This window comes from Shewanella sp. MBTL60-007 (assembly GCF_019654915.1).
Taxonomy (GTDB): domain Bacteria; phylum Pseudomonadota; class Gammaproteobacteria; order Enterobacterales; family Shewanellaceae; genus Shewanella.
Window position 1 is genome coordinate 85,391 of record NZ_BPET01000002.1, and the last position, 18,962, is coordinate 104,352.

The 18,962-nt window shown below is 43.6% G+C and carries 27 protein-coding genes; 11 read left to right on the forward strand and 16 right to left on the reverse strand.

The features are described from left to right. Positions 1 to 26 precede the first annotated feature (26 nt). On the reverse strand, positions 27 to 911 hold the full coding sequence (locus K5Q92_RS01085; protein ID WP_220767205.1) for a GPO family capsid scaffolding protein: 885 nt from the start codon (positions 909 to 911) through the stop codon (positions 27 to 29). Positions 912 to 1,136: 225 nt separating this feature from the next. Between K5Q92_RS01085 and K5Q92_RS01090 the strand changes: the two genes are divergently transcribed. The 3 genes from K5Q92_RS01090 (at position 1,137) to K5Q92_RS01100 (ending at position 4,335) form a co-directional block, all read left to right on the forward strand. Further along, entirely contained in the window at positions 1,137 to 2,936 is a 1,800-nt protein-coding gene (locus K5Q92_RS01090; protein WP_220767206.1) for a terminase large subunit domain-containing protein, read from the forward strand. Beyond that, on the forward strand, positions 2,918 to 3,943 hold the full coding sequence (locus tag K5Q92_RS01095) for a phage portal protein (protein WP_220767207.1): 1,026 nt from the start codon (positions 2,918 to 2,920) through the stop codon (positions 3,941 to 3,943). Before K5Q92_RS01090 ends, K5Q92_RS01095 begins: the two co-directional genes overlap by 19 nt. A gap of 149 nt (positions 3,944 to 4,092) precedes the next feature. Further along, on the forward strand, positions 4,093 to 4,335 hold the full coding sequence (locus tag K5Q92_RS01100; RefSeq protein WP_259649457.1) for an ogr/Delta-like zinc finger family protein: 243 nt from the start codon (positions 4,093 to 4,095) through the stop codon (positions 4,333 to 4,335). Here the strand turns inward: K5Q92_RS01100 and K5Q92_RS01105 are convergent. Then, positions 4,277 to 4,480 (reverse strand): hypothetical protein, encoded by a 204-nt coding sequence (locus K5Q92_RS01105; RefSeq protein WP_220767269.1) that lies wholly within the window; start codon positions 4,478 to 4,480, stop codon positions 4,277 to 4,279. The two genes, K5Q92_RS01100 and K5Q92_RS01105, sit on opposite strands and share 59 nt — an antisense overlap. 139 nt (positions 4,481 to 4,619) lie before the next feature. Between K5Q92_RS01105 and K5Q92_RS01110 the strand changes: the two genes are divergently transcribed. Then, positions 4,620 to 4,913, forward strand: a complete 294-nt coding sequence (locus tag K5Q92_RS01110) for a helix-turn-helix domain-containing protein (protein WP_259649450.1) — start codon at positions 4,620 to 4,622, stop codon at positions 4,911 to 4,913. On the opposite strand, the gene K5Q92_RS01115 is transcribed toward K5Q92_RS01110, so the two are convergent. The 14 genes from K5Q92_RS01115 to K5Q92_RS01180 all read right to left on the reverse strand — a co-directional run bounded on the left by K5Q92_RS01115 (position 4,910) and on the right by K5Q92_RS01180 (position 12,551). Next, a complete protein-coding gene (locus tag K5Q92_RS01115; RefSeq protein WP_259649451.1) occupies positions 4,910 to 5,155 on the reverse strand; it encodes a hypothetical protein in 246 nt (81 codons plus the stop codon). The two genes, K5Q92_RS01110 and K5Q92_RS01115, sit on opposite strands and share 4 nt — an antisense overlap. Before the next feature lie 76 nt (positions 5,156 to 5,231). Continuing rightward, on the reverse strand, positions 5,232 to 5,492 hold the full coding sequence (locus K5Q92_RS01120; protein WP_220767210.1) for an adhesin biosynthesis transcription regulatory family protein: 261 nt from the start codon (positions 5,490 to 5,492) through the stop codon (positions 5,232 to 5,234). Then, positions 5,492 to 6,862 (reverse strand): DNA cytosine methyltransferase, encoded by a 1,371-nt coding sequence (locus K5Q92_RS01125; RefSeq protein ID WP_220767211.1) that lies wholly within the window; start codon positions 6,860 to 6,862, stop codon positions 5,492 to 5,494. Before K5Q92_RS01125 ends, K5Q92_RS01120 begins: the two co-directional genes overlap by 1 nt. 5 nt (positions 6,863 to 6,867) lie before the next feature. Next, positions 6,868 to 7,086, reverse strand: a complete 219-nt coding sequence (locus tag K5Q92_RS01130) for a hypothetical protein (protein WP_220767212.1) — start codon at positions 7,084 to 7,086, stop codon at positions 6,868 to 6,870. Then, positions 7,073 to 9,421 (reverse strand): replication endonuclease, encoded by a 2,349-nt coding sequence (locus K5Q92_RS01135; RefSeq protein WP_220767213.1) that lies wholly within the window; start codon positions 9,419 to 9,421, stop codon positions 7,073 to 7,075. The genes K5Q92_RS01130 and K5Q92_RS01135 overlap by 14 nt, the downstream gene beginning before the upstream one ends. Beyond that, the gene (locus K5Q92_RS01140) at positions 9,421 to 9,675 is read right to left on the reverse strand and encodes a hypothetical protein (protein ID WP_220767214.1); all 255 of its coding nucleotides are present in this window, start codon (positions 9,673 to 9,675) and stop codon (positions 9,421 to 9,423) included. Before K5Q92_RS01140 ends, K5Q92_RS01135 begins: the two co-directional genes overlap by 1 nt. Next, positions 9,672 to 10,142: a hypothetical protein gene (locus tag K5Q92_RS01145; protein ID WP_220767215.1), complete on the reverse strand. Its 471-nt coding sequence runs from the start codon at positions 10,140 to 10,142 to the stop codon at positions 9,672 to 9,674. Before K5Q92_RS01145 ends, K5Q92_RS01140 begins: the two co-directional genes overlap by 4 nt. Further along, positions 10,139 to 10,339, reverse strand: coding sequence for a hypothetical protein (locus K5Q92_RS01150; RefSeq protein WP_220767216.1), 201 nt, complete (start codon positions 10,337 to 10,339; stop codon positions 10,139 to 10,141). The genes K5Q92_RS01145 and K5Q92_RS01150 overlap by 4 nt, the downstream gene beginning before the upstream one ends. Next, entirely contained in the window at positions 10,336 to 10,590 is a 255-nt protein-coding gene (locus K5Q92_RS01155; RefSeq protein ID WP_220767217.1) for a hypothetical protein, read from the reverse strand. The genes K5Q92_RS01150 and K5Q92_RS01155 overlap by 4 nt, the downstream gene beginning before the upstream one ends. Next, complete coding sequence (locus K5Q92_RS01160; RefSeq protein ID WP_220767218.1) at positions 10,587 to 10,889, reverse strand: hypothetical protein; 303 nt, start codon at positions 10,887 to 10,889, stop codon at positions 10,587 to 10,589. The genes K5Q92_RS01155 and K5Q92_RS01160 overlap by 4 nt, the downstream gene beginning before the upstream one ends. Position 10,890: 1 nt before the next feature. Beyond that, the gene (locus K5Q92_RS01165) at positions 10,891 to 11,220 is read right to left on the reverse strand and encodes a hypothetical protein (protein ID WP_259649452.1); all 330 of its coding nucleotides are present in this window, start codon (positions 11,218 to 11,220) and stop codon (positions 10,891 to 10,893) included. Then, a complete protein-coding gene (locus K5Q92_RS01170; protein ID WP_220767219.1) occupies positions 11,202 to 11,687 on the reverse strand; it encodes a hypothetical protein in 486 nt (161 codons plus the stop codon). Before K5Q92_RS01170 ends, K5Q92_RS01165 begins: the two co-directional genes overlap by 19 nt. Positions 11,688 to 11,722: 35 nt before the next feature. Then, positions 11,723 to 12,265, reverse strand: coding sequence for a phage regulatory CII family protein (locus tag K5Q92_RS01175; RefSeq protein ID WP_220767220.1), 543 nt, complete (start codon positions 12,263 to 12,265; stop codon positions 11,723 to 11,725). 79 nt (positions 12,266 to 12,344) lie between these two features. Further along, complete coding sequence (locus tag K5Q92_RS01180; RefSeq protein ID WP_220767221.1) at positions 12,345 to 12,551, reverse strand: DNA-binding protein; 207 nt, start codon at positions 12,549 to 12,551, stop codon at positions 12,345 to 12,347. Between the two features lie 103 nt (positions 12,552 to 12,654). On the opposite strand from K5Q92_RS01180, the gene K5Q92_RS01185 reads away from it, so the two are divergent. From K5Q92_RS01185 to K5Q92_RS01215, 7 genes are all read left to right on the forward strand, one after another. Next, the gene (locus K5Q92_RS01185) at positions 12,655 to 13,332 is read left to right on the forward strand and encodes a helix-turn-helix domain-containing protein (RefSeq protein WP_220767222.1); all 678 of its coding nucleotides are present in this window, start codon (positions 12,655 to 12,657) and stop codon (positions 13,330 to 13,332) included. A gap of 16 nt (positions 13,333 to 13,348) precedes the next feature. Next, complete coding sequence (locus K5Q92_RS01190; RefSeq protein ID WP_220767223.1) at positions 13,349 to 14,149, forward strand: PH domain-containing protein; 801 nt, start codon at positions 13,349 to 13,351, stop codon at positions 14,147 to 14,149. Between the two features lie 5 nt (positions 14,150 to 14,154). Continuing rightward, positions 14,155 to 15,180, forward strand: a complete 1,026-nt coding sequence (locus K5Q92_RS01195) for a tyrosine-type recombinase/integrase (RefSeq protein WP_220767224.1) — start codon at positions 14,155 to 14,157, stop codon at positions 15,178 to 15,180. 471 nt (positions 15,181 to 15,651) lie between these two features. Then, on the forward strand, positions 15,652 to 16,842 hold the full coding sequence (locus tag K5Q92_RS01200; RefSeq protein WP_220767225.1) for a BRCT domain-containing protein: 1,191 nt from the start codon (positions 15,652 to 15,654) through the stop codon (positions 16,840 to 16,842). 28 nt (positions 16,843 to 16,870) lie between these two features. Continuing rightward, positions 16,871 to 17,491: a hypothetical protein gene (locus K5Q92_RS01205; protein ID WP_220767226.1), complete on the forward strand. Its 621-nt coding sequence runs from the start codon at positions 16,871 to 16,873 to the stop codon at positions 17,489 to 17,491. 24 nt (positions 17,492 to 17,515) lie between these two features. Next, positions 17,516 to 17,941, forward strand: a complete 426-nt coding sequence (locus K5Q92_RS01210; RefSeq protein WP_220767227.1) for a hypothetical protein — start codon at positions 17,516 to 17,518, stop codon at positions 17,939 to 17,941. Then, entirely contained in the window at positions 17,931 to 18,962 is a 1,032-nt protein-coding gene (locus tag K5Q92_RS01215) for a tyrosine-type recombinase/integrase (protein ID WP_220767228.1), read from the forward strand. Before K5Q92_RS01210 ends, K5Q92_RS01215 begins: the two co-directional genes overlap by 11 nt.

Here is an 18,962-nt window from a genome sequence, read left to right on the forward strand (position 1 = left end):
GAATGTCAGCTATCAATTACAGCGAGTTATACGCAAGTGAAGTTATCGCCCGTACCTGCAGGATCAGGCTCTTGATCGCCCGTTTCTTTGCTTAACTCTTTAAACTGAGTTTCCATACCATCAACTTTGGCGGTTAGGTTGGTTAGCGTTTCATTCAGCGTGCCAAATTGCTCAGCCGTGATGCCGTTTTGTTGCTCACCCGCTGGCGGCCGCTCTTCTTCTGTTTCAGTCGGCTTTACACTGAATGCAGCTGTTTTTTCTTCAAGGCTTTGTAATCGGTCGCCAATAGCTGAAAATTGAGCCATTACGGCTTCATGCTGTTCTTTGGTCATGGGTTGTTCCTCTTCGATATCGTTTGCCGATGCAGGCGTGTTACTTCTGAAAAATGCTTCAAGCACGCCAAACAATCGGCTTTGTACCGACTTGCTTTCTGTATCTTGAATAAAGTCTGTTAATTCGAGGGGTTCTAGCTGGCTGTACTCGCGTTCGGTATCCACTTCACCAATAGAGAATTTAAGGCGAGTCGTGCCTGTTGATGCTGGCGAGTCGGTAACAGCAATACCTTGTAGATAGGCTTTACCAGTACCTTTGTAATCAATGTTTGGCTCAATAGACATAAACAGCTTTTGGCCGTCTTTGTTGGCTTCAAGTAGATAATCATTTGCCGTCAGTTTGACGTATAAGCGCAACTTACCACCTGCGGTAGCGGCTTTAACTTCGTCAACAGTGCCCCAGTTTTTACCCTCAAATGGGCCCCAAGTAGAGCGAAAATGTTCAGGCCAAATCATGGCGGTGTATTCATCAATTGAATACTGCTCGGCCATATCTTTAATCCACTCTTTTGTAATAGTGCGGCCATCAACGGTAGCACCCTCGGTTGCCGCAATTACCCAGCCTGTCTGTTTGCCCATTTGGCTACCCACTCCGCACGTTGTTATTCGATATAAATAGAGATATTGCAGGCAGCATAGCCAGCTGCAACGGCGCTGGCACTCGGTTTGATTCTGAGTGATTCGGATATAGGGAAGTATCCGAAACAGACCGAACATGAGTCCGTTATTGCCTAGCAACTAATGAATACACTGCAGATCACTTAGTTAATTTGTTCACTATTTACGGAGTCGAATTACTCACGCATGGCCTACTCTCCTGAAATTCGCGAAGCAACAAAGCGGCTCTATTTACGGCGCTGGACACCAGACGAGATCCGCCTTGAACTCGACTTGCCTAATACGCGGGTGATTTACTTTTGGGCAGACAAATACAATTGGCGTGATTTGCTGCGTGAAGAAGAAGTTGACGAGGCGATAGCACGCCGCATTGTGCTGTTAACTGATATTGCCGATAAAACGGGCGGGCAAATTAAAGAGCTCGACATGCTGATTGAAAAGCATGTAAAGCTTAAAAAGCAGCGCTTGATTAATGACGGCCATTCATTTGGTGCCAATAGCGCTAATAAAAATAACAAGGGCGGCGGCTCAAATAGCAAAGGCGGTGATCAGCAAAACGATGCTGCGCCAAGTAAGCGCAAAGGCCGTAAGCGTAAGAATGACGTTAGCCATTTAACCAAGGAAGATTTTAAAACTTGGTACGCCTCTTTATTTGAATATCAAAAAGTGATGCATGAAAACCTGCATCAGCGTATTCGTAATATTCTTAAGTCGCGCCAAATTGGCGCTACCTACTATTTTGCAGGTGAAGCATTCGAGCAAGCAGTGCTTACCGGAGATCCGCAAATATTCCTTTCGGCTTCACGTTCACAGGCCGAAGTTTTCCGCACTTATATTGTGCAAATTGCGCAGCAGTTTTTTGAAATTGAATTAACCGGTAACCCCATTGTGTTGCACACAGCGCATGGCGATGCAGAACTGCGCTTTTTAAGTACTAATAGCAAAACCGCCCAAAGTTACCACGGCCATGTGTATGTTGATGAATACTTTTGGATAGGCAAGTTTGATGTGCTCAACAAACTAGCCTCTGCTATGGCCACCCATAAGAACTGGCGCAAAACTTACTTTTCAACCCCATCAACCAAAGCGCATCCAGCGTATACCTTTTGGACTGGGGATCATTGGCGCCAAGGTAAGAGCGACCGCGAAGAGGTGGAGTTTCCCACCTTTGATGCCATGCGCGACCGTGGCCGATTATGCCCCGACAAACAATGGCGTTATGTGGTCACTATTGAAGATGCCCTTGCTGGCGGTTGCGAACTGTTCGACATTGACGAGCTGCGCGACGAATACAATGACGATGATTTTAAAAACCTGTTTATGTGCATCTTTGTTGATGATGCCGACAGCGTATTTAAATTCAGTGACCTTGAAAAATGCATGGTCGAGGCGGCGCGATGGCAAGATCACAAACCCAAAGAGCAACGGCCATTTGGCAACCGTGAAGTGTGGCTTGGTTATGATCCGTCACGAACGCGCGACAATGCCACCGTAGTGGTGGTTGCACCAGGTGAAAAGAAAGGTGAAAAATTCAGAGTGCTTGAAAAGCACTATTGGCGCGGCATGAACTTTGCGCACCATGTAAGTGAAATTCAAAAAGTCTATGCCCGTTATCGCGTCACCTATATTGGCGTAGATACAACAGGCATTGGCGCTGGCGTGTTTGATTCACTCAGCACTTTATTCCCACGCGAGGCCACGGCGATTCATTACAGCGTTTCAAGCAAAACCCGCTTAGTGCTGAAAATGATTGATGTGGTTGAAAGCGGCCGTATTGAATGGGACGCCTCCCACAAAGACATTGCCATGAGTTGCTTGTCTATTCGCAGAACCACCACCGACACAGGCGGGGCGATCACCTTTAAAGCCAGCCGCGATAACGTAACCGGCCACGCCGATGTGTTTTTTGCCATCGCCCACGCCGTTATAAATGAACCATTAAACTTTGCACATAAGAGAACATCATCATGGGCGCTACAACACTAAACGCAGCTAACGACAATTCAATGACCGACACGCCAGAAACGGCTAACGCGCCAGTGGTGTTTGGTCTACCCGAGCAAGTGATGCCCAGTATGTGGCTCACCGATTACGACTCGTTGTATTTCAACGACCATGAGCAGTACTGGGAACCGCCCGTTGATAGACATTTGCTGGCTAACTTAACCCGCCGTAATGCCCAACATGGCGGCATAGTGCAAAGCCGTGCCAACATGGCGACTAGCCGTTTTGTCTCCGGCCCTATGTCTGCACAACAAATTGGCGCGAGTTTTTTAAATTTGGTGCAATTTGGCGATGTGGCCTTACTTAAGATCCGCAATGGCTTTAGGCAAGTGGTGCGCCTGTTCCCGCTGCCAAGTTATCGCACTCGCGTGGGCAAAGATGGCGGTGCGGTAGTACTTGAACGCAACAACCAAGTGAAGCGCTATAAAGCCAAAGACATTATTTGGGTGCGCCAATACGACACTGTTCAACAAGTCTATGGTTGCCCCGACTATTTAGGCGGCTTGCAATCCACTTTACTTAATGAAGATGCCACCCTGTTTCGCCGAAAGTATTATTTAAATGGCGCGCACATGGGCTTTATTATGTATGCCACTGACCCCAACTTAGATGCTGATGTTGAAAAAGACATTAAAGAAAAAATCCAAGACTCTAAAGGCGTGGGTAACTTCCGTTCGTTGTTTGTCAACATTCCCAACGGTAAAGAAAAAGGCCTGCAGATCATCCCCGTGGGTAACTTTGAATCCAAAGACGAGTTTGGCAGTGTTAAGGCGGTTTCAGCCCAAGATACTTTTAACGCCCACAGGTTCCCCGCTGGCCTTGGCGGCATGATCCCCACTAATGCAGCAGGCCTTGGCGACCCGACCAAATACGACTCTGTGTATTTTAAAAATGAAACCAAGCCACTGATCAACATGCTGGTTGATGCGGTTAACAACGACAGTGAAATAGGCAGCAGCTTAAAGCTAGTCTTTGATTTAGAGGTTTAATAAACGGCACGATATAAATGCGTGAATGGAGTCGATAAAACCACTGTTTGAAAAAACAGTACTATGGCGTAAACTGTGGCTATTGTAACGATTAACAAATCGTTAGCCCTTATTAGCATTATTCGGTTGGGAGATAGAAAATGCGCGTCATGTGTCCAGATTGCGGTAGCAAAGCAAGAATAGGTAAATCCAATCGCTTAAGTTTGGCTCATGCTGATTTGTATTGTTCCTGCACTGACCCCGAGTGTGGCCACACTTTTGTGGCCAACTTAAGTTTTAGTCATACGTTAAGCCCAAGCTCGCGTACTTCTAGCGCGCTAGTCACTGAACTGGTTAAAGCAATGAATCCTCTGCAGCGCAAGCAGCTTCAACAAGAACTGGCATTGCTTTAGGGCAATGCTGTTCATTACAACCAACACACCCCCTTTCTACAATACCCGCCATTAATGAGATTGCGACGTCCTTATCGCCTACGGTACAGCAAGTTGATTCGATTGAACGAAGAACAAGATCCATTTGATTTAACAACAAACACATACGTAAACCCTTAATAATATTGACGTTCCCTTAAGACGCCATCAAGCATACATTTTTGCATGCAATATAATGCGAAAAATTGTTCTGCTTTTTATGGGCTAAACTGAAAGATACTTCGGATTTAAAAAAACTGTGATCTATGAGCATTAGCCTAAATATTATTGGGCAAAGGATTGTTACAAAAAGAAAAATTGTGAAGCTTAGCCAAGTTCAGCTAGCCGACAGAGTAGGGATTAGCGATAGAACGCTAAGCAAAATAGAGAATGGTTACGACTTAAAGCTGTCGTTATTATTGGCGATTTGTGATGCGCTCAACATTGAGACTGCTGAACTACTAAGCGAAAACAACAGTAATGCGTCTTCGCTTAGTGATGAAAGTAGGCTGCAGATTGACAGCCACTTAAATGCTATTCGTAAGTTGTTAGCGGATTAGTCGTCACCTGGTGGGTTCGCACACCGTATATTATCCAGCAATGTTTTTACTTGCTGCTCACTAAGCAGTGTAGATTTTATGTCCCCATAGTGAAATATTCCATCATCTGCTACAAGAATACTATCTGACGTACCCGTTTCAGGATTCCGCGAAACTGCCAATCCTTGAGGGTGTAATATCTCTCTATTAATTCGCTCTATAAGCCCTAGTTCGCTCATTTGGTTCCAATCAATTGTATTCATTTTCATCTCTTTATTTTTCCACATTTTAAACAAACACAAAAACACACTAGTTAACTAGTGTGTTTTTCGTGGTTTTTTAACTAATAGCTTTTACGTCTTGATACTGCGGTGCAAGATCTGCAGCTTGGTTAAGTTTTGCCAATGCCTGGCTAAAATGCTGTTGGGTAACATGGTAACGCCAATAAGCCCGTTTTGCTGGTAGGCCGTCAACCAAGTGCGCCATCAATGCATCGATTTTGTTTTGGCTGGTTATACGAGTCAGCTTTAACAACACCGCCAAGCCCTCTCGGGTTTCATGGCCTTGGACTAAAACCCGCTTTAGTTTTGGCGTAGTCATTAAGCCACCTTTTCTATTGCTGCTGGCAAGTGGTAATTGCTATTCACTAAAGCTGCCGCTAGCAATGGCGGTACTGAGTTGCCACATCTGGCCACTTGCTTTGCCTTTGAATATTTTTTGCCTGTATGGTCCACGTTGATAATGTAATCACTTGGGAAAGACTGCGCGGCAAACAGTTCGTGTGGCTCGAGCATGCGCATACCGATATCGACTATTTGATAGGCTTCACCTTTGACCATCACCAAACCAAAGCAATCGCCAGTGCGAATGGTATGTAACGGTTGATTGATATCTTGACCAATCCCAGTGCCGTAATACTTCATTAAGAACGCGCGCACTTCACCCACATGATTACCACCTGCAGTGATAGTGTGCACGGGCTCATTAGTAGGAAACCCAATATTGGTACCGCGCATTTTTATCATGCTGCTAGTCACCAAACCAAAGTGACCACCTTTAACTTGTGCGCAAATCGTTCTTAACGGTTCATTTTCTGGCATATTGCGTTGGCTGCTGGCATTGGCAAATTCAGTGATAAACGGCACTATCATTGCGTTTTCAGGTGCTATAAATGGTGCATCGCAATCAATAACAAATTTTTGAATCCCCTTAGCGATACGTTGCATGGTTTTCTCTGCAAGTGGCCGATCACGATTGAAGATTGATTTGCACGGAATAGACCAATCAATAATATCAGCGGCTGTTTTCCATGCTTTTAGTGCTTTGCCGTTACCCGGCTGCTTTTTAGGGTTGCCATGTGTAGGCTCTGGAAAGGTGATTGGCTGGCCGTCACATCGAGCAACAAGAAAGAAGCGCTTGCGAATAGTCGGGCAACCGTGGTCACTGGCGATCAACTGTTTCCATTCCACTTTATAACCATGCTGGCGAAGTTGGCGCACAAAACTATTAAAGGTTTTACCTTTACGCTTTTGACATGGTTTGCCATCAATAACAGGGCCCCATGTTACAAACTCTTCAACATTTTCCAGCATGATAATGCGTGGGCGAACGGTAGCAGCCCAACGCATTGCTACCCATGCCAAACCACGGATTTTCTTTTCTAACGGTTTGCCACCTGCAGCTTTTGAAAAATGCTTACAGTCAGGGCTAAACCATGCAAGGCCAACAGGCCTACCCGCACAAACCTCGACAGGATTCACATCCCAAACCGATTCACAATAATGCTTGGTTAATGGATGATTAGTTTTATGCATCGCAATTGCATCAGGATCATGATTAATCGCAATATCAATAGGCCGCCCAATGGCTAACTCAATACCTGTAGAGGCTCCGCCACCACCTGCAAAGTTATCAACGACAAGTTCGTAATTTTCAATATTAAGTGAAAATTGATTATCACCTCTAAACATATCCCTTACCCCTGCTTTGCTTTTACTAAGTTATTCAGTACTACTCGGCACAATTCACGCTCTTTTTCTGGTAACCGGCTTAACCATTCGCGCACCGCTTGGCGACTCTGTTGCGCTAATTTGGTTTTACAGCGCTGATACCGATCTAAACACTCGCCCTTTTGAGCATTTAGCGCGTTGAGTCTTTGGCGTTCGTCACTGGTCATTAATTTAGAAAGGTTCATCGTCAACATCCTCTGCACTGTTCTGCTCAGTTTTGCTGTCGCGGTAACTAAATGGGCTTGCCCACTGCTCGGCCTTTTGGGTATCAAGTACCTGGCGTAATTGAGCAAGTGCGCGCTTGGCCACATCAGGTGCCATGTGGCTAATCCAGTTTTCAACATCTGAATTTGTGTCGAGTACTCGCCACGCTTGCTCGCGCAGTTGCGCGTCTAATACCTTTAAGCGCTGGCGCTCAATAGCATCAAACTGACTATCTAAGGCGCTATCGCTCCAATCGTTATCAAGTGCATGATGCGCGCTTGGCACCTGTTTGCTCACAATGAGCATGCCATCGCGCAGACGAACATATTTATGGCTTTCGCCACTAACACCAGAATGACTAGCATCAACAACATCAATAACAGCACCCGCGCGTAGGCGTTTAAGTGAATCGCTGTCGAGTCCTAACTTTTTGGCCTCAATAATTAACTGTTGGTCTTTTAACGGTAACCTTTCGATCCTTTTTCTAGTTTTGATCGACTGCGTACAGTTATTGTCAGAACTCCAAGGTGCGCGGCTGTCGCCGCTTTTCAAAGAAACATCAAAAGCTAAATCAACAGCCAAAGCAAAAGCGGCATCATCTGCCGATACAGGCGCTTTATCTTGGCTGTCGTTGTGTGTTGGCTTGCGAATTTCCCAGCCCTCAAGGCGAGTTTGCACCGCATTGCTCATAGACATAACGCCCATAATTTTGGTGATATCCTCGCCGTATAAGTTCGCTGCTTCATTAGTCACTTTTGAAAGCTGAATAGGACGGTCAGCCCGTTTGCAGAATGTGCCGCCCATAGCCTCAACATAGCGCTGCCAATTGCTGTGGTCTGACGCATTGCGCGCCAGCTCAAGCACATCGTCATAATCAATCGCTTCACGCAAGCGGCGCAGTTCACGCCATACCGTGACCGATGGACCACCAATTTGTTGAAACTGGCGAATGTTCCAAATGCTAGCCCAAGCCGCCACACCCTCGGCGCCATGTTTACCACTGCTTTCGGCTTCATAGTCATCATCGACATAAGCGCCATCAATGTTTTTCGCCACATACTTAGCGATATAACCGGTAGCACTGCCTTGGCTTGGATCAATGGTTTTGTAGTCAAAGCGTGGGCGGTAACCCTGAAAGCGTAAACTGCGCTTACCCTTTGGTGGTGTAAGTTCATCTTTGTGATGCTGCAAAGCATATTTGCGCATAATGGAACGCCCCAAGCGTAATTGCTCGGGGCGAAAAAATAACACCATGTGCCAATGTGGCGTGCCATCGTGGTGAGGCTCTACCACTCTAAAACCAAATAGTTCAACCTCTTCACGCGCTAGCTTTGAACGCGCTTTTGCCCACTGCTTACATAAATAGGCTTGCGTGTCTTTTGGGTTGGCGCCTAAATAACGTCTATTTGAATAGCTAGGGCCTTTCTTGCTTTTGGTGTAACTGTGGTAACAACTTGGGGCAGTCCAAGTATAAAACTCGGCAACTAAACCTTGCTCTATGGCAAGATCTTCAAAACCACGCATACGTACCATCAACTCAGCGCGGCGCACTTCTGGGTTAGCAACCGAGGCAGCAACCGCATCGGCTAGGCTAATTTCAAGACCAAGATCTTCATTAACCACCACCATTTCGTTAAGCCATGCTTTTGCAGCTGCCTTACGGTTTTTAAACTCTTTGAGTGAATTAACCGAAACATAAGGCGATACACCCGCACGAACCTTGCCCGTAACAATGGCAGCATGTTCTTTATATTGTCGAAATGCCTTGTCCAGTTTGCGCAGCCACCACGCTTCATCAACCAAACGTGCTAACGCACCTGCAATTTTGTTGTACATGGTTAAGTCGGCTTCAAACTCACCGCTAGCTTTACGCTGCTCATAACCAACAAAACTAGGTAGTACAGGAGTAAAGCCCCATTGGTCAGCAGGTTGTATAACGGCTAACAGCAGTTCAAGCGCATCAACCTGCACACCACCGTAGGTCATATTATTTAAAATACTGGCGCAGCGGTCGGCCCACTCTTTGGCTACGGCCTCACGGCGCAGTTCGGTATTGATATGCCAAATCGGCAAAGGAAATTGGTGCAGCATTTTCCGTGTGGATGTAACCCTATTGCGCAACCAAATATTAGCGCTACTGCTACGGCTATACTTTTTATGTTTACGCGCATATTCCATAAACAGGCTAGCCGCCACACATTCTGGCAGGCCATCAAGTTGTTTTTGCGCCCATTTAAGATCGTCTTGCTGATGTGGAGCCGAAAAAATAGCCGAGAGGTTAATCCCGGCTTGGCGTTCAATTTGTTGAAGATCCATTACAAGTCCTTAAACCCATGATGAACCCGCGCTTTAGCTAACGTGCGCCGTATACCTTTTGCTAGGTTGGTGAGGTCATTGCCCAACGCTTGCCAATATAGGCAATCGAGTGCACCAGAATATTTAGCAATGGCAATCAAATTGGTGTTATCAATTAAACCATCGTTATCGATAAGCACCTGGATCTCTTTGGCGAGTGACAGCTTATTGCTGCGAAAGTGCTTTAGTAAGTGGTGAAATGCTGCTTTGCTCATAGACCACCCTGCTTTTTGATTTCACGCGCTAAGCCTCTAGCGAGTTGAATCCATTCAAAAGCGTCTTCTCGATAGAGTGGAATACTCTCTGGATTGACGTTATTCCAAAAACTAATCATCTCGGCATCTTTAGATACTTGAAGTTGCGCCAAAGCAAACTGACGAATACAACCCAAATTTGCAAGACTCATTTTGCTGATGGCCGTGTAATGGTTGAGCTCTTCTCGAGTCATCCATACATGGTCTTGCTTTTCGTTGCTAGATGTTTCAGATATCTCAACAATGCTAAATTTCTTTTTCTTATCCTTTAGCGCATCGGTGATGACTGCTGGTACCTGAGCAGATAAAAACAATTTTGCACCTGCAAGTGACCAAGCTGTTTGCACGCTGCCGCCTTTGCCAAAGCCATAAAAATAACGGTCACCACGATTGGTTGTAATTTTAATTGCTACTGTTTTATTGCTCATACCGCCCCCAACTCATTCAGACTGACACCTAACTCACGCGCCATTTGGTAATCCTCAATGCGACGGCGACACGCTGTTGCACATTTACCCTCTTCGGTGATTTTTGGCGGACGGCTGGCATGGCCTAATGTGCGATTTAAAAACGCAGTGCGAATATTGAAATTTTGGTTATTGATAGAATCGGTTAATGCACTCATGCTGCAGCCTCCACTTGGTTAACAGCTGGCATATCAATGCGCAACTTAGGCTCAACCACTGCGGAAAAATGCTCGGCGTTCTCTTGATTGAAGTTAGCCACTGAATCAACATCGAACGCTTTTGAAATGCCCCAGCCGTTGTAATCATCAGGCTTAAAAGTGACATCAACCATTTGATTAGGGTTACCCAACGACCAGTAAGGTTTTGACAAAGACACCACGCCGCGCGCAGTAACAAATTGGTTTTTCATGCTGCAGCCCTCGCAACTTGGCGAGCAAACTCGCTACGGCTCATAACATCGCCCATATCCAAACAAAGTGCGGCAAGCACATCGTCATTCAAAACCTGCAGTGCCACACGCTCAAGGCAAAAAGCTATACCTAAATAACGCTCTGCGCATAACTTAGAATCGTCACTAACTGCATTTGCATGGCGGCTAAAAATATCCGCCATCAATTTGCGCATAGCTAAATGTTGTGGATTACTAAGATCAAAAGCTGGGGTATTGGCTGCTGGCACCGATTGAGCCATTGTATTTAAATGAGTCATATCAAGCCGCCTGTTGAATTTGGTTAACGTGGATATTGTTACGAATAGCAACTAAGCGAATGCTTAAATCTTTAGTCACTAGCGAATGAGGGCATGCGACATCGGCAATGGCTTTGATAGACTCAAGGGCCGATTCAACCATGTCTTTGTCAGCGGGGACGCTAAACGATAATGAAGCAATGACGCGATTAGCCTCTTGTGCAATTGCTTGCTCTACTGTTAAACTTTGCTTTGTCATATTGATGCTTTCCTTTATTGATTTGACTTGGGCCATAACCGTTGCTGCGGTTGTGGCTTTTTGCTGTCTATGGGTTACTGATTTTTTGAACATCGATTTTCCTGCTCTACCTCTAATGCCAGCTCAGCGGCCAGCGCATTGATATCTTGTATTTCTTGGCTTAATTCGTCCTCTTCACCAATTGCCTCACGCTTAACCCCAATTGACTTGACCACCTGCGGCTTTGTCTGACTTAAAAACTGATCACGTGATAACGACACGCAACCAAATGATTTAGCTAAATCGGTTAAAGAAATAAGGGCTTGGCGAACGGCGTTACGGTCTGACAAAGAAAGGCTAAGTAAAGGCTTGTTGATGTACTCGCTAGGCTTTAAACGAGCTGCATATAAAATCATGGCGCGCTGCTGTGGGTTCAGTTTGTCAAATCGACTTGCAGCGCTGTTCTTACCTAACATTTGGCGTATATCACTAATGGCGGTTTCCGCAACATTTTGACAGCTATCTAACTGCTCATTCGCGGAGTTAAGGTTGGTGGCTAAACTTCTTACTGCTGTAGACATGGTTTTCCCCTTTCACTAACGGCTGTTGATTTGGCTTACATCAAACCTGGCATTGGCATCGTTTGCAGCGCATCGCTGGCAACGGTCAATACCGGAATGGCCTGAAATTTTTGCTCAACGTCATGCACGAAAATGGCAAGTTCTCCCATAATGTATGACGCTCTCTTAACTGTTTCGTGGCGCACACGCTCTGTTACTCGTCTAGTGGCTTTAACATCTAATGCCAACGCCCCGAGTTGCGCACTATTGGCGGTAATATCTAAGGCTCTATCGGTTAATGGGGTTTTGTCTGCGTTTGCTAAATCGCCTAACGACACTGAAGTCACGCAACCAAGATCCATCAATACACCGTCAACAATGCAGCGGTTGCCGCTGGCTCTAGTGATTTTTACCAATTCACTCACAGTCAATTGATGTGGCTGCTCAGGTAAAAGTTTGTTGCGTAGCATTTGTGGCCGTTTCATTCCGGCTGACTTGGCGATATCACTCACCACTTCGTCATTTGCAAATTGACGCAACGCACCATTTAGGTGATTGCAGCTATTTAGTGGTTGTGTACTAGCTGATTTGGCATACATAGACGCAAAACTCCCTTTTGCTAACATTCAATTGAAGAGATTAATCAAACAATCGAATGATTTGCTACGAACAAGCTAATTAACAGGCTTCGGCTAAGTCTCTAGCCTCTTTAACTAACGCTATCATGTTGATAAAAGGGCGCTCTTTAGACTTTAGCTTAGGGCGAATAGGCAGGCGACCGTCGCTAATAAGGGTGCGGACGGTTCTCAATGTGATACCCGTACGACGAGCATATTCTTCACATGAGATGTAAGGGGCGTCAATTTGTAGGGTGAATTCACTCATTTGGTGTTATCCTTTATCTAATTGCGTTTATGACGGGCTTTTACGGTGGCGACCTATAGTCGCCCGTCACAATCATTTTGAAACTGACAGGATTATTGATCATATGAACGGGCTAGTCAAATACAAACACAACGAAAAATTCAGTCAATTGAGCAAACCTCTCGAATGTGATGGGGGAAGAGTCCTAATTGAACGATTAATACATTTATTTGAAGTAAGAAATAGAGTTGAATTAGCTGAACTCCTTGGTGTAACTCCCGGCACTATCTCTACCTGGACAACAAGAAAAACAACTCCTCATGAATTACTGATAAGAATTCATTTACTAACTGGCTGGCCGATGGAATATCTTTGTTTTGGTACAGGAAAGCAAAGCCCAGTAGAACCTATATCTAAAGATGAACTAACCAATAGCATTGCAGAACCTACGCTTGCTTATAACCGCGGAGTTTTACAAGTTTATTGCATAAAGAATGGCGGACTTGACCCTTACGAAAAATTTGAAGCAACTAATAACATCATCGAACACTTCAAAATTAAAGGTAATGATCACGACCTAGTAATTAAAGACACTGATAATTTGCTATTTATCAATTCAGAAGAAAATGAAGCTGTATCAGGAAAGTATTTATTTGCTACTAATAACCGCTATCAACTTGGAGAATTAAAACTCCTACCCGATGGCAATACCTATCTAGTAGAGGGTGATGACAAATACCCAATCAATCCAGAAATAACCAAGATCCGCGGCAAAGTGGTATCTGAATTAAAAACCGTTTAATAAGGAAGTTGTAGTAATGGTTAACTTGAATTTGTTAAGTGATGAACGCTATCTAGATATGTGCAAAAAAGTTGCCGATGATAGCAACTGTGCAATCGCGTTAAAAAACAAAGCGCTCCCTACACTAAAAACAGCTCTAAACAATGAAGAAACTATACTTGCCTTTAGCTTTGGTTATGTAGATGGCTCGCCAATCAATAGCCTAATAATTCTAACTGACGCCCGAATACTATTTCTAAAGAAAGGTTTTTTGGGTGGGGTAAAAAGGTTTGAAATCAAGCTTGCCGATATTAGTCACCACAACGTAACCAAAGGTTTTCTAACTTATAAAATTGTGATTGTCTTACGGAACGCTAAAGAATTATCAGGCCAGCTAGACTCATCTTCCGCGCAGTTTTTTGATAGTACTCTTCTTGGCGCATATAAGAACTCTAGTAACTCTAACCATGAAACAAAGCATAAGCATGTATTCGAAAAGAAAAGTCGGATGGAAAATTTTGAAAAAGATTTGAACACCATTTGGGAGGGAGTATCAAGTGAAGTGTCATTCACTTATGAAAAGTGGAATAACGAACTTAAAAAGGAAGAAAAGAGTAGAAGAAGCATAAAGCCAACCACAATCTACTTAAACGAGGATAACGAATTTTATATTCGTGGCATTTGTAGCTCTAGTAATGAATCGCGAACTTTTAAACAATCCCGTATATCAACCATGATGCAGACCAATTCTAAACGTTATTACTTTGGTGACTGGTGTAGTGATGTTTTGAAAATCAATCTAGATCAGTTAGCCCCTAATGCAAGATGGCGTATATAAATTAAATGTCGATTAGAAACACAAAAGATGGCAGTAATAAACCTTGGAAACTCGACATGCGTGTCGATGGCAGGGAAAGTAAACGCATAAGAAAAACCTTTGCCACAAAAGGTGAAGCTGCCGCTTATGAGACTTATGTTTTAAATAAGGTTGAAGCTAAACCTTGGCTTGGTGAGAAAGTAGATAACCGCCGCCTTTCGGAGTTAATAACCCGATGGCATGATCTGCATGGCCGTCAATTAGCACAGCCAACACAGCGCATGGCTAAATTAAAAATGATTTGCGATGCAATGGGCGACCCAGTAGCAAACAGAATTACCGTGAATGATTTTGCCAATTATCGCCAGATGCGACTTGATGGTGAAATTGAAGACGCACAAGGTAATAAGACTAAGGTAAAACCCAACACGGTAAACCATGAACATGCTTATCTTAATACTGTTTTCACTACGCTTAAAAAGTTAGGTGAATGGTCGCTGCCTAATCCACTGGATGGTATTGAACAATTCAAGATAGAAGATACCGAATTAGCATTTCTTTACCTTGAAGAAATCCCAATAGTATTGAGTGAATGTGACAACGCCAAATATGAACACCTTAAAACCATCGTGCTAATTTGTTTAGCAACAGGTTGTCGCTGGTCAGAGGCCGAGGGATTGCGCGGCAGTCAAATTGCGCACAATCGAATTACCTTTGTAAAAACTAAAGGCAAGAAAAATCGCACCGTGCCCATCGCCCAAGAACTGGCTGATATACTGCCCCGCGTTCGTGGGCCATTATTCAGACCATGCCGAAAATCATTCGAGCAAGCGATAAAAAGAACCGGCTTACAATTTCCAGACCGACAAATGACGCATATCTTACGCCATACATTCGCCAGCCATTTTATGATGAACGGCGGCAATATTTTGGTACTAAGGCAAATACTCGGCCACTCAGATATTAAAGACACAATGCGCTATGCTCACTTCGCACCAGATCACTTAGATGATGCAATTACGAAGAACCCAGTAGCGAACCTATTAAAATAAATTGCCCACAAATTGCCCACACAGCCTGTCGTCGTGCGTTTAATACCGTCTACTATTGGCAGTTAAAACAATGATTAACCTATAAACCCCACTAGATTCAACCTATCGAAAAGGATGTAGGCTTTTTGGACGCGGGTTCGAGCCCCGCCGCCTCCACCAACACTGAGGTTAGTAATAACCTTCAAAGGCCGCTAAATCCTAACCAGGTGGATTTAGCGGCTTTTTTGTATCTGTACCTTTCTATCTACAGTCCCTTACCTTCTCTTTACTCTCATTCATCAACATATTAGTTCTACAGTCAAACAGCCCTAGCTAAGACTCTTTAACTTTCACCAACTAAAGGTTGCACTAAATCAAAGAATCGTTATATTTCTTAATGGTTTAATACATTGTTATGGATGACAATATCTACCTTAAATTCAGTTAAGCGCATATACCACATCAAGCATTGAAAAAATTAAGGGACTAATTATGAAAGCATTTGAGATTTGTTTTACTGGATTCACCGCTGGTGAGCGAAACGAACTAGAAACAATAGGTGAATCAATCGGCCTTTCGGTCAAAAAAAGTGTAACCAAAAACCTCCACATTTTGTGTGTTGGTGAAAATGCCGGCCCCAGTAAAGTAGATAAAGCTCGCGAAGCCGGCTCGGTAGTTATCAACAAATCTCAATTTGTGCATTTTGCTGATACAGGTGAGCTTCCACAAAGTACAGTTGAACAAATACTTACTCTAGTTGAATCCCGAACCCCAATAAAACCAAGGCAACAAAGACCTAATGATGTCTTTTTAAACAAAGATGCCCAACCATACGGCCGCTGTAATCAAGTTGCTAATATCGAAAAAGCGATTGCTTCACTACATGGCATTTTGTTAGGGATCACTGCCGATAGCAAACTTAAGCCAGCCGAACATGCCTTCCTCGATTTGTGGTTAAAAACCCATGAAGATATCTCAATTGACCCCGATCTTATTGATATCGTCGATGTACTCAACGATGTGTTAGAGGACGGTATTATTGATGAAGATGAATATGATGATTTGTTCTGTTTAATAAATGATGTGAATGATGTTCGCGGCTTCAATGAACCAAATAGCCATAACCTGATAAACCAACTGCTTGGCCTACTTCAGGGGATTTCAGCAGATAACGAAATCAATGAAAGAGAAATTGATGCACTCCAGATCTGGTTAGATGAAAATCAACAAATTTTAGATAAGTGGCCTGCAAGTGTTGTTGCATCAAAACTATGTGAAATTTTTGAAGATGGCATTATCACCGAAGACGAAAAGAAAGACCTGTTGCTAACAGTGCAGAAAGTCACTGGTAATCGTTTCTGTGAAACAGGTGATGTAACAGATAACACCACCGAGTGCTTTGACGATATAAGCGAGATCCCGCACGACAATATTGGTTTTTGTTTCACTGGAAAGTTTAAATTTGGAAGCCGTAAAGCTGTTGAGGCTAAAGCTCAAACCCTTGGTGCTATGACAAGCAAAGATGTTTTGCTCTCTACTCAGTTTGTAGTGATTGGCACCCTAGCGAGCCGAGATTGGAAATACCTAAGTCATGGCCGAAAAATTGAAAAAGCTATGTCACTGAAAGAAAAGGGGCATGAAATTTATGTCATATCTGAAGAACAGTGGTTAATGGCTATTTAATTAATAAAAAGTTGAGTAGGAATAAAGCATGTCAGCAGATATGTCAGTCGCGGTCATCGGTGCAGTAGCGGTAATAATAGCCTCTATTATAGGTCTGATTGTTGCAGTTACTACAGCCGTTATAGCAAAAGAACAAAAAGTATCAGAGTTTAGACAAGCTTGGATTAATGATTTTAGAGAAGATACTGCTGCTTTTATTACTGCAGTTTGCGATTGTATGCATGCTCTGGAAGGAATTGCCGTCAATAAGAAATTCAAAAAAGATATCATGTCATTACAGGTTGATTACAACAGCTCTTATAAAGAGGCTGAATTAAGAGCCATGATGTTGCAACTTCGACTTAACCCCAGCAAAGACAAGCAGTGTATTAACTATATTGACGAGTTGAAGCGAATGTTGGACTCTGTTACTACAGATAGTTCTAATGTTAAGTATTCAGTCGCTATTAATGAAATAAAGGTATTCAACACTATCTTTAAGGATGAAGTTCATTCAATTTTAAAAAATGAATGGGAGATCGTTAAACAAGGGGAAAAGCGGTTTCTAAGATTTACGAATTTAGGTAAGTTTTTAGCGTCTACATTAATGGTAGCTATTTATGTTTTATTCGTAATAGCGCTAGTAAAATCACCTGTCCTTTCTTTTTAAAAGACATCACTAAAGAGTAGTAGCATGGATAGCATCATCGAAAAATTTTACGATCCCACATTTTGGTTTCAAGGTTTATTCTTCCCGTTTGTCGTATACCTCATTGCCAAGCTCTTCAAACTGCTCCCCACTTTTTTACGGGGAGTGAGTCGAAAGTTTCGAAAGAATGAATTAGCTAAACTCAAAACCTTACGGCGTAATCCTTATGCTATTCAATTTCATATAGCAAAAGAGCGCAGCTACTTCCTACTTTTTATCATGACAGGCTTTTTCTATTTAGTGTTAACTATAACCACGGGCATAGCGACACTCCTCACAACAAATACTCTGGCTTTTTTTGTTACTACAAGTCCACTTTATTGTATTGAGCTTATCTGGCTGATTCAGAGCTCTCTTGTTCAAAAGTTAATTATTTCAGCTAACAAAATACGGCCAAAATATGCCTATTAGTAACCTAAAAGACAGCAGCGATAAACCTTGGCTATGTGAGTGCTACCCTAATGGCCGCGAGGGTAAACGCGTACGTAAAAAATTTGCTACTCGCGGTGAAGCGGCAGCATTTGAATTATTCACCATGAAAAAGGTCGATGATAAACCTTGGCTGGGTGAAAAGGTCGATAATCGCAGGTTATCTGAGTTAATTAAACGCTGGCACGAACTCCATGGCCAGCAACTAACTCACCCAGAGCAACGACTACGAAAACTTGATTTGATATGTAATGGCATGGGCGACCCAATTGCCAGCAAAATCACCGTTAATGACTTTGCTAATTATCGACAAATGCGTCTCGATGGTGAGATTGAAGATGCTCAAGGTAAGAGGAACAAGGTTAAGCCCAACACCATTAACCATGAACATGCTTACCTCAATGCGGTTTTCTCTGAGTTAAAGAAGTTAGGCGAGTGGAAGTTACCTAACCCGCTTGATGGGATATCTCAATTTAAAATTGAAGACACCGAACTGGCGTTCCTCTACCCAGAAGAGATCCCTATTGTTCTAACCGAATGTGCTAACGCTGAATACGAACACCTCACCACTATTGTGCTGATATGTTTAGCCACAGGTTGCCGTTGGTCAGAGGCCGAAGGTTTGCGCGGCAGTCAAATAGCCCACAACCGCATCACCTTTGTAAAAACCAAAGGTAAAAAGAATCGAACAGTGCCAATAGCGAAAGAACTGGCCGACAAGATACCGCGTGCAAGAGGCCCACTATTTAGGCCTTGCCGAAAATCATTTGAACGTGCTATTAAACGCACCAAGTTGAACTTCCCAAACAGACAGATGACCCACATTTTACGCCACACATTTGCCAGCCACTTTATGATGAACGGCGGCAATATTCTGGTACTAAAACAGATACTCGGCCACTCCGATATCAAAGACACCATGCGCTACGCCCACTTCGCCCCCGATCACCTGGACGACGCAATCACCAAAAACCCAATCTCATTAATTCTTCAAAAAATATAG